The sequence below is a fragment of the Mesorhizobium sp. Root552 genome (assembly GCF_001427285.1).
Lineage (GTDB): Bacteria > Pseudomonadota > Alphaproteobacteria > Rhizobiales > Rhizobiaceae > Mesorhizobium.
Genome location: NZ_LMFV01000023.1, coordinates 1 through 14,756, shown reverse-complemented (window position 1 = coordinate 14,756; position 14,756 = coordinate 1). Strand labels below are relative to the sequence as shown.

General features: G+C 63.0%; 14 protein-coding genes. 4 read left to right on the top strand and 10 right to left on the bottom strand.

The genetic code is table 11. The annotated features are described in order from the left end of the window. Nucleotides 1-229: 229 nt before the first annotated feature. The 6 genes from ASD50_RS10885 to ASD50_RS10860 form a co-directional block, all read right to left on the bottom strand. Nucleotides 230-682: a DoxX family protein gene (locus ASD50_RS10885; RefSeq protein WP_056240490.1), complete on the bottom strand. Its 453-nt coding sequence runs from the start codon at nt 680-682 to the stop codon at nt 230-232. Nucleotides 683-791: 109 nt separating this feature from the next. After that, the gene (locus ASD50_RS10880) at nt 792-1,793 is read right to left on the bottom strand and encodes an Ldh family oxidoreductase (RefSeq protein ID WP_056241455.1); all 1,002 of its coding nucleotides are present in this window, start codon (nt 1,791-1,793) and stop codon (nt 792-794) included. 44 nt (nt 1,794-1,837) lie between these two features. After that, nucleotides 1,838-2,647, bottom strand: coding sequence for an ABC transporter permease (locus tag ASD50_RS10875; RefSeq protein ID WP_056241446.1), 810 nt, complete (start codon nt 2,645-2,647; stop codon nt 1,838-1,840). Further along, complete coding sequence (locus ASD50_RS10870; protein ID WP_413813889.1) at nt 2,647-3,360, bottom strand: ABC transporter permease; 714 nt, start codon at nt 3,358-3,360, stop codon at nt 2,647-2,649. The genes ASD50_RS10875 and ASD50_RS10870 overlap by 1 nt, the downstream gene beginning before the upstream one ends. A gap of 136 nt (nt 3,361-3,496) precedes the next feature. Then, a complete protein-coding gene (locus ASD50_RS10865) occupies nt 3,497-4,294 on the bottom strand; it encodes a transporter substrate-binding domain-containing protein (RefSeq protein ID WP_056240484.1) in 798 nt (265 codons plus the stop codon). A 57-nt stretch (nt 4,295-4,351) separates the two neighbouring features. After that, entirely contained in the window at nt 4,352-5,167 is an 816-nt protein-coding gene (locus ASD50_RS10860) for an ABC transporter ATP-binding protein (RefSeq protein WP_056240480.1), read from the bottom strand. A 361-nt stretch (nt 5,168-5,528) separates the two neighbouring features. Between ASD50_RS10860 and ASD50_RS10855 the strand changes: the two genes are divergently transcribed. The 4 genes from ASD50_RS10855 (at nt 5,529) to ASD50_RS10840 (ending at nt 10,024) form a co-directional block, all read left to right on the top strand. After that, complete coding sequence (locus tag ASD50_RS10855; protein ID WP_056240477.1) at nt 5,529-6,533, top strand: magnesium transporter CorA family protein; 1,005 nt, start codon at nt 5,529-5,531, stop codon at nt 6,531-6,533. Between the two features lie 96 nt (nt 6,534-6,629). Next, nucleotides 6,630-7,478, top strand: a complete 849-nt coding sequence (locus ASD50_RS10850; RefSeq protein WP_056241443.1) for a dimethylarginine dimethylaminohydrolase family protein — start codon at nt 6,630-6,632, stop codon at nt 7,476-7,478. Between the two features lie 204 nt (nt 7,479-7,682). Next, nucleotides 7,683-9,260, top strand: a complete 1,578-nt coding sequence (locus ASD50_RS10845) for a 5-guanidino-2-oxopentanoate decarboxylase (protein ID WP_056240474.1) — start codon at nt 7,683-7,685, stop codon at nt 9,258-9,260. 56 nt (nt 9,261-9,316) lie between these two features. Next, nucleotides 9,317-10,024: an SDR family NAD(P)-dependent oxidoreductase gene (locus ASD50_RS10840; RefSeq protein WP_056240469.1), complete on the top strand. Its 708-nt coding sequence runs from the start codon at nt 9,317-9,319 to the stop codon at nt 10,022-10,024. A gap of 130 nt (nt 10,025-10,154) precedes the next feature. Here ASD50_RS10840 and rpsA read toward each other — a convergent pair whose 3' ends face one another. From rpsA to rhuM, 4 genes are all read right to left on the bottom strand, one after another. Continuing rightward, a complete protein-coding gene (rpsA, locus tag ASD50_RS10835; protein WP_056240466.1) occupies nt 10,155-11,855 on the bottom strand; it encodes a 30S ribosomal protein S1 in 1,701 nt (566 codons plus the stop codon). 191 nt (nt 11,856-12,046) lie between these two features. After that, complete coding sequence (gene cmk / locus ASD50_RS10830) at nt 12,047-12,685, bottom strand: (d)CMP kinase (RefSeq protein WP_056240463.1); 639 nt, start codon at nt 12,683-12,685, stop codon at nt 12,047-12,049. Continuing rightward, nucleotides 12,682-13,326: an FMN-binding negative transcriptional regulator gene (locus ASD50_RS10825; protein ID WP_056240460.1), complete on the bottom strand. Its 645-nt coding sequence runs from the start codon at nt 13,324-13,326 to the stop codon at nt 12,682-12,684. Before ASD50_RS10825 ends, cmk begins: the two co-directional genes overlap by 4 nt. Before the next feature lie 39 nt (nt 13,327-13,365). Beyond that, nucleotides 13,366-14,418 carry a RhuM family protein gene (gene rhuM / locus ASD50_RS10820; RefSeq protein ID WP_056240458.1) on the bottom strand — a complete coding sequence of 351 codons (1,053 nt, stop codon included), beginning with the start codon at nt 14,416-14,418 and terminating at the stop codon, nt 13,366-13,368. Nucleotides 14,419-14,756: the final 338 nt, after the last annotated feature.

Here is a 14,756-nt window from a genome sequence, read left to right as displayed (position 1 = left end):
GCCGGTGCTTGGCTGAAGCCGCTTCATAATCCGTTTCGCGCCGAAGGCAAAGTGCGTTCGGTGGTCGCTGGACACCCATTCCCGCCCGAGGTGTGTGGAGATTCAGGTCAGGGTGAGCCGAACAGGGCGGCTTTCGAGAACCGGAGCGGCGTGCACATGAAGCTACATGAGCACCGGAAGCACAGAAAGACGCCATTTGCAGGCCATCTTCACCTGAATCTCACGAAGATCAGAACTCCCTGCCGATCCTTGCATCAACCGAATGCCGGTTGGCGCCACGGATGACGAAGAAGAACAGCATCGCCGACCAGAGGATCGACTTTTCCGCGCCGGAAATGCCCTGGTCCATGGTCACCCAGTGGAACCAGACCGTGACCAGAAGCACGACCAGGCCGGCCAGCGCCGACGGGCGCGTCAGGAAGCCGAGCGCAATGAAGATGCCGCCGAAGAACTCAGTGCAGGCCAAGAGCAGCGACCAGAACGCACCGGGATAAAAGCCCATCCCCTCGACCATTTCGGCAGCGCCGAACGGATTGACGATCTTCTGCGAGCCATGCAGCGCGAGAAAACCGCCGGTTACGAGGCGCAAGACCGTTTCGGCGCTGTCGTGAAGAGCCGAATAGATCCCGCGCAAGGCAGGGACGATGAGGCGCGGCGACTTGGTTTCGGTGGTAACTGACATACATGATCCTTCGTTGTGTGCTGTAGCGCACACATCCGACCGTAAGGCTCACGGTCAAATAAAATAAAGTTGAACTATGTAGTCAACTTTATTTGCCGGCGAAAGAGCTTCATTCCGAGTAACGCGAGGCGAACTCGGAAATGCGCTGGACCACCTCCCTGGAAACGGTAACGCCGCGCGCCACCGCCTGCTCCGAAGCTTCCGAGCGCGAGCGGCCGGGAATATGCACGCCATATTGCCGCCGCAGGCGGTCCAGTTGGTCCTTCATCCGGCTTTCGAAATCCGGATCGAGCAGCTTCGGCTCGATGGCGACGATGAAAAGCCCCGTTCCCGGACTTTGCGCTCCCTCGGTGAAGGAGGGAGCATCAAGCGACCAGTTCGCGCCGGTCAGTCCCGCCGCCAGCACCTCGACCATCAGCGCGATATTGGCCCCGCGATCGCCGCCAAAGGCCAGAAGCGCGCCTTTCATCGCGGCTTGCGGGTTGGTGGTCGGATTTCCGCTTGCATCGATCGCCCAGCCCTGCGGGATGCTGCGATCCTCCTCGGCCGCCTGGCGAATGCTGACGAAGGCCGTTGCACTCGACGCCTGGTCGATCACCAGCGCCGGGCCATTTGCCGACGGTGCGGCGAAGGACAAAGGGTTGGTGCAATAGACCGGCTTCACCGACCCCGACCCGGTAAGCAGCGCCGGACCGTTGGTTGCCGCCAGCGCCACCAGCCCTTCGGCAGCCAGTCGCCCGGTGAAATAGCCGAGCGCGCCGCAGGTATAGGCGTTCTTCTGCGCGAATAACGAAATGCCGAACAGCCGCGCCGCCTTGGCGAGGTCGGCAAAAGTCCTGTCGAAACCGGTGTGTGCGACGCCGCCCTTGGCATCCGAGCGGAACACCGCCAATGCAGGCCGCGTCACGACCGCTTCCGCCTTGCCGTTGATGCGGCCGGCTTCAAGCGCTTCGAGATAATCGACGAAGTGCGACAGGCCGACGGTGCGGTAGCCTTCCGCTTCGGCCGCCACAGCAGCAGCGGCTATTGAGCGGGCAACCTCGTCGCTGGCGCCTGCGCCAAGTGCTGCCATGCGGCAAAGACCTGTCGCCTGTTCGAGACTAAGCTGCATCACCTGCTCTTGCGCTGCTTCCTCAGGACCCTGCATATCCCGGGTCAGCCGACCCGGGTCGGGATACGCGCCTCAAGCCGGCGGAAGGCAAGCACGATGATACCCGTGATGGCCATATAGACCACCGCCAGCAGGAGCAAGGGTTCATAGGTGACGAAGGTATCCTGCCGCACCCGCGAGGCCACGGCATAGATATCGACCATGGTGATCGTCGCCACCAGCGGCGTCGCCTTCAGTTGCAGCACCGATTCTCCCGCCAGCGTGGGCAAGGCGCGCTGCAGCGCCTGCGGCAGCCAGATGCGGCGGAACGCCGTCCAGCGGCGCATGCCGAAAGCGCGGGCGGCTTCCAGTTGTCCCCTCGGCACGCCGGCAAACGCGCCGCGCATCACCTCGCCTTCATAACCGGCAAAGGACAGCGTCAGGGCCAGCACGCCGTAGGGCCATGCCTGCCTCAGATACGGCCACAGGAACGAGTCGCGTATCCACGGTATCTGCGGAAACAGCGAACCGAGGCCGTAATAGAGCAGCCACAACTGCAAAAGCAGCGGCGTGCCGCGAATGATGGTGCAGAACGTCCTCGCCGGCACGGACAGGAACCACGGGCCGGCCGCCTGCGCGAGCCCCAGCGGTATCGCCAGCGCTATGCCGAGGATCGACGTCACGACCAGAAGCCAGATCGTGCGCCAGATGCCTTGCATGGCCAGCGGCAGATAGGCCGGCAGCCAGTCCCAGCGCAGGTAGAAGATCGACGCCAGCACGATCGCTAGCGCGATGATGAGAAGCACGACGCGGTGCGGCTGCAGCCAACCCGCAGCGCCCTTTCCCGTCGTTCCCGCCGTCGCCTCGCTCGCCATCAGCGCGTCTCCGACAGTTTCGGCGTGCCGCACCGCGCCCATCGCTCCACGCGGGCGATGATGACGTTGGAGAACAGCGTCAGCGCGAGATAGAGCGCACCGGCGGCGAGGAAGAAGGTGAAATAGGCCTTGGTCGCGCCAGCCGCCAGCCGCGTCGTCTGCGTCAGTTCGTTGAAGCCGACGATGGCCAGAAGCGCGGTGTCCTTGGTGGCGATCAGCCACAGATTGGCAAGGCCCGGAATGGCGAAGGGCAGCATGGCCGGCAAGGTGATGCGTCGCAACAACAGGCCGGGCGGCATGCCATAGGCGCGCGCCGCCTCGATCTGCCCTTGCGGAATGGACAGGATCGCGCCACGCAGCACTTCGGTCGAATAAGCGCCCTGCACGATGCCCAGAACGCCGATGCCGGCGACCAACCCGTTGATGTCGACCGGCTGGTGCCCGAAGGCGATGAGAATGCGGTTCACCAGGTCGGTGCCGGCGAAGTAAAGCATCAGGATCAGCACCAGTTCGGGCACCGCGCGCACGACCGTCGTGTAGAGCCCCAACAGGTCGCGCACCACCGGCCCGCCATAGAGCCTGCCGTAAGCCCCGCCGATGCCGATCAACAGGCCGAGCCCGTAGGCGCCCAATGCGATCTGCACGGAACTGAGCAAGCCGCGCAGCAGGTTGCCTCCCCAACCCGGAGGCTCAAGCGCCAGAAGGTCGAAGATACCGGATGCAGCGGCGGGTATGATTGCGCCGATCAGCTTCGCCTCCAATCACTGGCGATGGCCGAGAACAAGAAATTGCGCCAAGAGTGCCCGGCGCCGTCACGGGCGCCGGGCATAAGGCAGCACTCAGGCTGTCTCAATTCGACTGGGTTTCGTCACCATAGATGTCGAAGTCGAAGTACTTCTTGGTGATCTCGGCATATTTGCCGTTGGCGCGGATGCCCTTGATCGCTTCGTTGATCTTGCCGGCAAGCTCTGTGTCGCCCTTGCGCACGCCGGCGCCGACGCCCGGTCCGAGCACTTCGAGGTCAGGCGCGACATAGCCCTTGAGATCGCAGCAGGCCTTGCCCTGGTCCGATTTCAGGAAGGCGTCGAGCGCAATCGAATCGGCCTGCGTCGCGTCGATGCGGCCGGCAACGAGATCCTGGTTGGCCTCGTCCTGCGTCTGGTATTCCTTGATCTCGGAAGCGCTGCCGCCAAAATGCTTCTTGGCATAGGCGGCATGGACGGTAGAAACCTGAACGCCGAGGATCTTGCCCTTCAGGCCTTCCGGCGTCGCGTCGAAGGTCTGGTCCTTCGGCCCGATCACGGCGGTCGGCGTGTTGTAGTACTTGACGGAGAAGTCGATCTCCTTCTGGCGTTCGGCGGTGATCGACATCGAATTCATGATCGCGTCGATCTTGTTGGTCTTGAGCGCCGGGATGAGGCCGTCCCACGGGATCGGCGTCAAGACGCAGTCGAGCTTGGCTTCGCCGCAGATCGCCTGCACGATCTCCACTTCCCAGCCGCCCCAGTTGCCGGAGGCATCCTGCGAATAGAAGGGCGGATAGGCTTCCGGCGAAAAGCCGACCTTGACCTGCTGGGCGCTCGCCGAAACCGTTCCGGCAAGGGCAATGACGGCGGCGGCTATCGCTGCCTTCAAAAATGTCTTCATGCTCCATTCTCCCATTTTGACTTGGACTTTCTGTCCGGTTTTTCTTGATGCGGGCATTCACCCGACATTGCGTAGAAACTGCTTCAGCCGGTCGGATTTCGGCGAACCGAAAAGTGCGGCCGGCGGGCCCTCCTCCTCCACAACTCCATTGTAAAGATAGACGATATGGGTCGCGACCTCGCGCGCGAACTTCATCTCGTGCGTCACCAGGACCATGGTGCGCCCCTCGCGCGCCAGATCGCCGATCACCTTCAAGACCTCGCCCACCAGTTCCGGGTCGAGCGCCGAGGTCGGCTCGTCGAACAGCATCACGCGCGGCTGGATGGCAAGCGCGCGCGCAATCGCCGCCCGTTGCTGCTGGCCGCCCGAAAGGAAAGCCGGGTATACGTCGCGCTTTTCCGCCAGCCCGACGCGCGCCAGAAGCTTCTCGGCCTCGGCTACCGCCTGCTCCTTCTTCACGCCCAGCACGTGAACCGGCACCTCGATGACGTTTTCCAGAAGCGTCATGTGGCTCCACAGGTTGAAGCTCTGGAACACCATGCCAAGCCGCGAGCGTATGCGCTCGATCTGGCGCCGGTCAGCCGGCTGCGTGTTGCCGTGGCTGTCGGCTTTGAGGCGGATTTCCTCGCCATTGACGCGGATGATGCCGCTGGTCGGGTTCTCGAGGCAGTTGATGCAGCGCAAGAGCGTCGACTTGCCCGAACCGCTGCCGCCGATGATAGCGATCACGTCGCCGTCGCGCGCCGACAGCGACACACCCTTCAGGACGTGCAGTTCGCCGAACTTCTTGTGCAGGTTTTCGACATGGATGGCTTCGGCTGCGCCCTGTGCGGACGAAGGCTGCGAAAGGGAAACGGTTTCCCCATGACTCATGCCGGCACCGCCCTGCGGGGCCGAAACTTCGTCAGGCGCTGGACTTTTTTACCCATTACCCGCCACTAACGATTACTCCCACCGCAAGATGGACCGTTCCGCTCGCACTCGTCAACCCGCAGCCGCAGAAGCCAAACGACGTATGCGCACGTCCCGGCTACGGGTCCACCGCAGTCAAGCCGATTGACACCGCTCGAAAGAAGGCGCAACGGGCATGGTGGCGGTCATCGGACCGTCACAGGACCGAAGGAAACATGATGGACCCGGACAGTCGAAGTCCCGCTTCAGACCCGTCCGCCGCGCGCAGCCTCTAGTTCAAGGCTCCTCCGGCGGTGCGAAACCTTGCCGGAAGGAGCTAGAAATGCTGCGTATCTATGCAGGCCAGAACGGCCGCCTCGCGACCATCGACACCCTCGACCAGCCCGAAGCCCCCGGCATCCTTTGGCTCGACCTCCTCAATGCTTCCAATGACGACGTGAAGCGCATAGAATCCCATCTCGGCATTAGCATCCCGACGCGCGACGAGATGGCGGAAATCGAGCTTTCCGACCGCCTCTACCATGAGGACGGCGCCGAGTTCATGACCATGACGACCGTCACGGAAATCGACAGCGACCATCCCGTCAAGGCGCCGATCACCTTCATCTTGAAGGGTCAGTCGCTGGTCACAGTGCGCCACATGGAATCGAAGCCGTTCCTACAGTATGTGGCCAAGGTGCAGCGCGGCATCGCCGAGCCCTGCGTGTCCGGCGAAAGCGTCATGCTGGGCGTGATCGAATCCATCATCGACCGGATAGCAGACACGCTGGAGCGCATCGGCGACGAAACCGACGCGGTTTCGCGCGAAGTTTTTCGCAACAAGGCCGGCAACGCGACCAAGATGACGCGCGACCTGCAATCGCTTATCGAGCACATCGGCCGCAAGGGCGATTTGCTGGCAAAGCTTCGCGAAAGTCTTGTCAGCATCCTGAGGCTCACCGCCTATCACAGCGCGATTGCCACCAACGGGCTGTCATCGGAAACGCCTCGCCGCAAATCGAAGAAGGATGCGAGGGAGCGCCTCAAGCTGGTGCAGCGGGATGCCTCCTCGCTGGCTGACCACGCGGTGTTCCTGTCGGGAAAGATCAACTTCCTTCTCGACGCCACGCTTGGCCTGATCAACCTGCAGCAGAACCAGATCATCAAGATTTTTTCCGTTGCCGCCGTCGTGTTCCTGCCACCGACCCTCGTCGCCTCGATCTACGGCATGAACTTCGACATGATGCCGGAACTGAAATGGATGCTCGGCTATCCATTTGCGCTCGGCCTGATGGCGCTCTCGGCCATCCTGCCTTACCTGTTCTTCAAACGGCGCGGCTGGATTTAGGTCGTGGACCATTGATCTTGCGCCACCCCGAATGCTTACTTGCAGGCAACAAGCTGGGGAGCGCGCAAAGTGACCAAGGCATACGGATCGCAGTCGATGGCAGGCCCGCTCAAGCGGGTGCTCATGCGCAGGGCTTCCAGTGCCATGCGCCGCGCCAAGGCGAACGAATGGCACTACGGCCCCGGTTTCGATCCGCACAAGGCCGCCAGGCAGCATGACGAGCTTGCGGCGCTCGTCGGGGCTTCAGGCGCCGAAATCGAGTGGCTGACGGACGAGGACGACGGCCTTGCCGATTCCGTTTTCACCCATGACCCATCCCTGATGAGCGACCAGGGCGCCATCCTGCTCTCGATGGGCAAGGTGCTGCGCGAACCGGAACCCGCCTTGCACGGCGTGGCCTTCACCCGCATGGGCATCCCTGTCCTCGGAAGCATTACCGCGCCCGGAACCGTGGAAGGCGGCGATTGCGTGTGGGTCGATGCCGGGACGCTTGCGGTCGGGCGCGGCGTGCGCACCAACGAGGCCGGCATCCGCCAGCTTGCAGACATGCTTGCTCCGCACGGCATTTCCGTTCTCGGCTTCGACCTGCCGCTGTGGCAAGGCGAGGAGGCCTGCCTGCACCTCCAGTCAGTGATCTCGCCGCTCGCCAGCGATCTGGCCCTCGTCTATGCGCCGCTTCTGCCGGCCGCGTTCTACCAGTTGCTGCGCGCGCGGGGCTACACGCTCGTTCATGGCGATGCCGACGAGTTCCACGCTTCCAATGGCCTCAGCCTCAACGTATTGGCGACAGCGCCAAGGCAGGTGATCGCAGTTGCCGGCTTTCCGAAGACCGCGGCCGCCATGCGGGCCGCCGGTTGCAGCGTGCAGACCTTCGAGGCGGACGCACTTTGCATTGCCTGCGAAGGTGGCCCGACCTGCCTGACGCGGCCGATCCTCAGGCAGTGAGGGCGGCGATGGAATTCACCCCCCTCTGGCCTGCCGGCCATCTCCCCCTCAAGGGGGGAGATCAGTTGAACCCAGGGGTATCGCAAATCACCGGCCTCGCAAGACAGGAACGACGCCGTATAGACGTGATCTCCCCCTTGAGGGGGAGATGGCCGGCAGGCCAGAGGGGGGTGAGAACGCCTACAGTATCGAGAGCCTCGCCGCATGACCCTCGGTGAAGCCCTTATCCGCCTTTTGGAAGCGTACGGCGTCGATACCGTCTTCGGCATTCCGGGCGTGCATACGGTCGAACTCTATCGGGGGTTGGCGGGCTCGGAAATCCGCCATGTCACGCCGCGCCACGAACAGGGCGCAGCCTTCATGGCCGACGGCTATGCGCGCGCCAGCGGGCGTCCGGGCGTGGCCTTCGTCATCACCGGGCCGGGACTCACCAACGCCGTCACGGCGATGGCGCAGGCGCGTGCGGATTCCGTGCCGATGCTGGTCGTCTCCGGCGTCAATGCCACCGCGACGCTGGGCAAGGGGCTCGGCTACCTGCACGAGCTTCCAGACCAGCGCGGCATGATGGAAAAGGTCGCCCTCAGTTCCGAGCGCATTGCCAACCCCGATGAGTTGCCGGGCGCGCTTGCCCGCGCCTTTGCACTTTTTGCCTCTTCGCGGCCCGGTCCCGTCCATATCGAAGTCCCGATTGACGTCATGGCCTTGCCTGCCGATGACCTTGCCTTCGACGTCGCCGGAACAGCGCGCCCCACCCCGGAGCGGGCGTTGATCGCAAGGGCGGCGGAATTGATTGCTTCTGCCCGCAGCCCATTGATCCTCGCCGGCGGTGGAGCAAAAACCTCGAATGCCGAATTGAAGCGCCTTGCCGAACTGATCGATGCGCCGGTCGTGCAGACGGCCAATGCGCGCGGCCTGATGCACGGCCACAAGCTCGGCGTTCCCGCCAGTCCAAGCCTCAAAGCGGTACGCAAGCTCATGGCCGATGCCGATGTCGTCATCGCCGCCGGCACCGAATTCGGCCCCACCGACTACGACATGTATGCCGATGGCGGCTTTGTCGTGCCGCCTGTCCTGATCCGCATCGACATTGACGACGCCCAGTTGAAGCGCCGTCCTTCAACCATCGCCATCCAAGCCGATTGCCGCGCGGCCCTTGCAGAACTGTGCGACACGCTTGGCGCTGCCTCTACCCACGATCGCGGCGGCGCGGAGCGGGCGCGCTCGACCCGCGAAGCCGCATTCGCCGAAATCGGCCCGGCCATGCAGGCGCAGGTCCGCGCCGTCGAGCATATCCGCGACGCGCTGCCCAACTCGCTCATCGTCGGCGATTCCACCCAGCCGGTCTACGCCGCCAACCTCTACTACGACCATGACCGCCCCGGCGGCTGGTTCAATGCCGCGACCGGTTTCGGCGCGCTGGGTTTTGGCCCGCCCGCCGCCATCGGCGCTGCCATCGCCCTGCCCGGCGTGCCCGTCGTCTGCCTTGCCGGTGACGGCGGCTTCCAGTTCACCTTGCCCGAAATCGCGGTTGCGACGGATGCCGGCGCGCGCGTCATCTTCGTCATCTGGAACAATCGCGGCTATCGCGAGATCGAGACCTCGATGCGCGATGTCGGCGTCGAGCCTGTCGGCGTTTCGCCGGCCCCGCCCGACTTCATCAAGCTCGCCGCAGCCTATGGCATCGACGCCGAACGGCTTTCGTCAGCCGGCGAACTGGGCGCCGCTCTCACCAGAGCCCATGCGAAAAGACAACCCTGCATTATCGAAATTGCAATTGAGTGATGACGCAAAAGGCGCGACGGTCACCAAATAGGCGTTTTGTGCGAGACCCATTGCTTATGACAGGTACATTGAACGGCAAGAATATCGTCGTAACCGGGGGAACAGGCGCATTAGGCAGCGCCGTGGTGGGAAAACTGCTCAGCGAAGGTGCAGTCTGCCACGTCCCCAACAGCCACGCAGCCGCGCCGCCCCATTTCCCGTTCGTGGACGACAACAACGTCAAGCTGACGCACAATGTGTATCTGGCCGACGCCGACGCGGTCGACACCTACTATGCGACCGTGCCCGAGCTTTGGGCGTCGATCCATCTCGCTGGCGGCTTTGCCGCCTCTGCCGTGGAAAAAACTGAGGCCGCCTCGTTCGACGAACTGATGGAAACCAACGTCCAGACCGCATTCCTGTGCTGCCGGGCCTCCGTGCGCGCCATGCTTGCCACCGGCGCCGGCGGGCGCATCGTCAATGTCTCGGCCCGGCCCGGCCTCGATCCGCGGCGCGGTTCGGGCATGGTCGCCTATGCCACCAGCAAGGCGGCGGTCGCCGCGATGACGGTGGCGCTGGCCGAAGAGATGAAAAGCAAGGGCATCCTCGTCAACGCCATCGCGCCCTCGACGCTCGACACGCCCGCCAACCGCTCCGGCATGCCGGATGCCGATTTTTCGAAATGGGTCAGTCTCGAAGCTGCCGCCGAGGCGATCGCCTATCTCGTCTCGCCGTCGAACCAGGCCATCAGCGGCACGCTCGTCCCGCTCTACGGCCGCGCCTGATCCCTGAGCCAAAGGCGCGACAGCCGCTCATCCAGCCCGTTCAAAAGAAAAACCCGCCGGATCGCTCCGGCGGGTTTTTTTATGTTGTCCGTCGCGCCGCCTGAAACGGCGCGACCGATCGACAAGGCTCTTAGTTGCCGCCCTGCTTCTTCAGCGCGGCGCCCAGGATGTCGCCCAGCGAAGCGCCGGAGTCGGTCGAACCGTACTGCGCGACAGCTTCCTTTTCCTCGGCGATTTCCAGCGCCTTGATCGAGACCTGCAGCTTGCGGGTCTTCTTGTCGTAGGCGATGACGCGGGCGTCCAGCTTCTGGCCGACGGTGAAGCGCTCGGGGCGCTGCTCGTCGCGGTCACGCGAAAGATCGGCGCGCTTGATGAAGGTCTCGAGGCCGCTTTCGACCAGTCGAACTTCCAGGCCGCCATCCTTGATGCCGGTGACTTCGCACGTCACAACCGCGTTCTTGCGCAGCTCGCCGCTGGTGGCGGCTTCGCCGGCCGCGTCGCGCTGCAACTGCTTGACGCCGAGCGAAATGCGTTCCTTCTCGATGTCGACGTCGAGCACCTGCGCCTTGACCATGTCGCCGCGATTGTACTCTTCGATGACCTGCTCGCCCGGACGGTTCCAGTCGAGGTCGGAGAGGTGCACCATGCCGTCCACGTCGCCGTCGAGACCGATGAACAGGCCGAACTCGGTCTTGTTCTTGACCTCGCCCTCGACCTGCGAACCAACAGGATGGTTGCGGGCGAAAGCTTCCCACGGGTTCTCGAGCGTCTGCTTCAAGCCCAGCGAGATACGGCGCTTGGCCGGATCGACTTCCAGCACGACCACGTCGACCTGCTGCGAGGTGGACAGGATCTTGCCGGGGTGCACGTTCTTCTTCGTCCACGACATTTCCGAAACGTGGATGAGGCCCTCGATGCCCGGCTCCAGCTCGACGAACGCGCCGTAGTCGGTGATGTTGGTGACCGTGCCGGTGATCTTCTTGCCGATCGGGAACTTGGTGCCGATATCGCTCCACGGATCGCTCTCGAGCTGCTTCATGCCGAGCGAGATGCGGTGGGTTTCCTGGTTGATGCGGATGATCTGCACCTTGACCGTCTGGCCGATATTGAGGATCTCGGTCGGATGGTTGACGCGGCGCCATGCCATGTCGGTGACATGCAGCAGGCCGTCTATGCCGCCGAGGTCGACGAACGCACCGTAGTCGGTGATGTTCTTGACCACGCCTTCGACCACCTGGCCCTCTTCGAGGTTCTGCACGATCTCGGAGCGCTGCTCGGCGCGGCTCTCTTCGAGAACGGTGCGGCGCGAGACGACGATGTTGCCGCGGCGGCGATCCATCTTGAGGATCTCGAACGGCTGCGGGTTGTGCATCAGCGGGGTGACGTCGCGGATCGGGCGGATATCGACCTGCGAACGCGGCAGGAAGGCAACTGCGCCGTCCAGATCGACGGTGAAGCCGCCCTTGACCTGGTTGAAGATGACGCCTTCGACGCGCTCGCCCTTCGAGAACTTCTCCTCGAGCTTGACCCAGCTTTCCTCGCGGCGTGCCTTGTCGCGCGACAGCATCGCTTCGCCAAGCGCGTTTTCGATGCGCTCGACATAAACCTCGACGGTATCGCCGACCTTGAGCGAGGTTTCCTTGCCCTTGGCGCCGAATTCCTTCAGCGGAACGCGGCCTTCGACCTTCAGGCCGACGTCAATGATGGCCATGTCCTTTTCGATCGCGGTGATGATGCCGCGAACGACCTGGCCTTCGCCAGAATGACCATCGGAAAATGATTCTTCGAGCATGCTCGCGAAATCGTCGCGAGAGGGATTTGCAACAGACATATGTTCTCCTGAAAAGCCTCTTTGAGAGGCGGCGCCGTGGGTTAGCGTTGCGTTGGCCTGCCGACATCCCGGACCCTTGGGTCCTGACCGCTTCAAGCGGCAAATCCGGCGCAAAAGAATGCTTGCAGGCTGGTTCAACCTGAAATGGGGATTTTTCGCGTCTCCGGCAAGCGCCGATCGACCAACCCGGATCAGGTCTTGTTTCCGCCGGCCACGGCGTCGTCTACGATTGCCTTGGCTGCCAGGAACGCGGCTTCTATATCCATTTCGCTGGTATCAAGCAAGTGCGCGTCGGCGGCAGGCTTCAACGGCGAGTCGGCCCTGCCGGTGTCGCGCTCGTCGCGGCGCCGGATATCGGCGAGAATACCGGCGAAATCGGCTGCGCCGCCATTGGCCTCGATCTCGGCAAGGCGGCGGCGCGCGCGCACCTCGGCGCTCGCCGTCACGTAAAGCTTCACGTCCGCGTCGGGACAGACCACAGTGCCGATGTCGCGCCCGTCCAGCACGGCACCGGAAGGCTGCGCGGCAAAGGCGCGCTGCTTTTCGACCAGGATTTTGCGCACCTCGGGGATCACCGCCACCTTGGAGGCGGCCTCGCCAACGGCATGGGCTGAAAGAACGGCGCGATCGAGATGGCCGAGATCGACCAGCCTTGCTGCCTCCACCGCGTGCGGTTCGTCACCGAGCGGCCAGCCCTTCATCAAGAGCATGTGCGCGACGGCGCGATAGGTCAGCCCGGTGTCGAGATGCGGCAAGTGGTAATAGTCCGCCAGACGCCTCGCCAGCGTGCCCTTGCCCGCGCCTGCCGGACCGTCAATGGCGATAATCATCGCTTGGCACCGTAGTGGCGCACCAGGTCGGCCATCGCCGTATTGTGCAACGGCTCGCCGGTCGTTCCAAGGCTCTCGGCGACCCTGTCCCTGTCGGCGACGGGCCGGTTCTGGCTCACCTTCCACTTGCCCGCGATCTCGGCGATCTCGATCTCAAGCCCGACAATGCCCTTGATCTGCGACTGGATATAACTTTCCGGCGCATCGCTCACGGCCCATGCCTCGGCGCGGCCCGCCTCGTGTTCATCCGTCAGGGCCGAGACATGCGCGCGCAGCCAGTCGGCCCCCTCCATGACGGTCACCTTGCCGCGCACCTGCACCATCGCATAGTTCCACGTCGGCACGACCTTGCCGGTTTCCTGCTTGGTCGCATACCAGGACGGCGTGATGTAGGATTCTGCGCCCTGGAACACCACGAGCGCCGGCGCGCCGTCCTTCAGTTCCTGCCACTGGCCGTTCGCCTTGGCCATGTGCGCCAGCAAGGTTCCCTTCTGGGATCGGCCCGCATCGAGGTGGAACGGATAGACATTGGCCGTCGGCCCACCGGCCGGCGCGGTGATCAAAAGCCCGAGCGGATGCGCCCTTATCAGCGCGTGCTGGACCTGAAGATCGTCTTCCTTGAAAAGCGGCGGCTGGTACATCGTTGCAGTCTTTCTTCCGCTGCCCAATTCCAGTTCAGGTCAGCGCCTTGGCGTCTTTGGCAGTTTTCCGGCCTCGCGCGCAAGTTCGGCGATCACCCGATCAGCCTCCTCCAGACGCTGTGCTTTTCGCGCCTGATCGAACTTCTCGTATTCCGCTTCCGCCAGTTGCCGCGCTGCCGAGGCCTTCATAGACCCTCCCGAACGCAATACGTTTCGTCCAAGACCCGTCAGTTGCTTGTCCAGCAGGATCTCGGCGTCGCGCATGACTACAAGACGTCCCAGATCGAGCTGGTCTTCGAAGACATCGAGCAGGATGGTTGTCAGCCGGTTCAGCTCCTTGATTTCAGCCTGCCCGAGATAGTTCTTCGATACCCTGACATCGGCCTTGCGAATGGCGTCGCCCGGCCAGTTCACCAGACCCATGTTTTCCGAGGTGTGGTTTGCCCTGGACGCGATGATCTCGGCTGGCGTGTGCGCGGCAACCGCATAAACCAGTTTCGCTTGAGTCTGTTTGTAGAATATCTGCGACAAGTCCGACGCCGGTTCGTAGTCCTGGCATAGGGAGCATATCCGTCGCAGTTCCCTATAGACATTGGCTTCGTCGGAGCGGATGTCGCGAATGATTTCGCGAAGCTCTGCGACACGATCCACAGCCTGCGGCTGCTTGAGCCTTGGCGCATCGACGACGAACCCTTTTCTCGCGAACTGAACCAGAATGCCCGTCGCCCAGCGACGGAAAGTGGTTGCTTGCGCCGAGGATACCCGATAGCCGACCGATATCACCATATCGAGGCTATAGTGTTCGATCTGTCGCGCGACCCGCCGGTCGCCTTCGGTTCGAACTATTTCAATTTTTGAAACAGTTGACTCCGCGTCGAGCTCGCCATCTTCGATAATATTTGAAACATGTCGCGAGACGCTCGGGATATTCACCCCGAAAAGCTGCGCGATCTGCGCCTGCGTCATCCAAAGCGTTTCGCCCTCGTAGCGGATATCGAGGTGCAGCTCCTTCTGCGTGCCGTAAACAAGGAAACGATCCCCGGTTCCCGCATCCTCCACGAGATGAACCGGTTCTTCGCTGCTGTCGTTCATAATCCCACCCGGCACTGCAACGAGAACATAATAGCAACATCTGCAATTGAATGTCAGCAGGAAATCGTCGGCTGGTTCTTCGTATGTGGATAAAATTGCTCGCCCATCAGCAGAGGAAGGACATTTGCCCCGCCAAATCAGGGCCTTGTATTTCCTTGCGCGAATATCCCTTCCGATCTTATCCCCGGCCTGTCGCTCCGGCCTATGATTTGCCTGTCCCTTCCGCCGGGAACACCGGTCATGACGGTGATTGCGTGGGAAGGGGCCGGTGCCCCGGAGGCGAGGCTAACGTGGTCTTGTTCCGGGGAGGTTTGGCTGCTCCCCCACGAAGGGGCCGG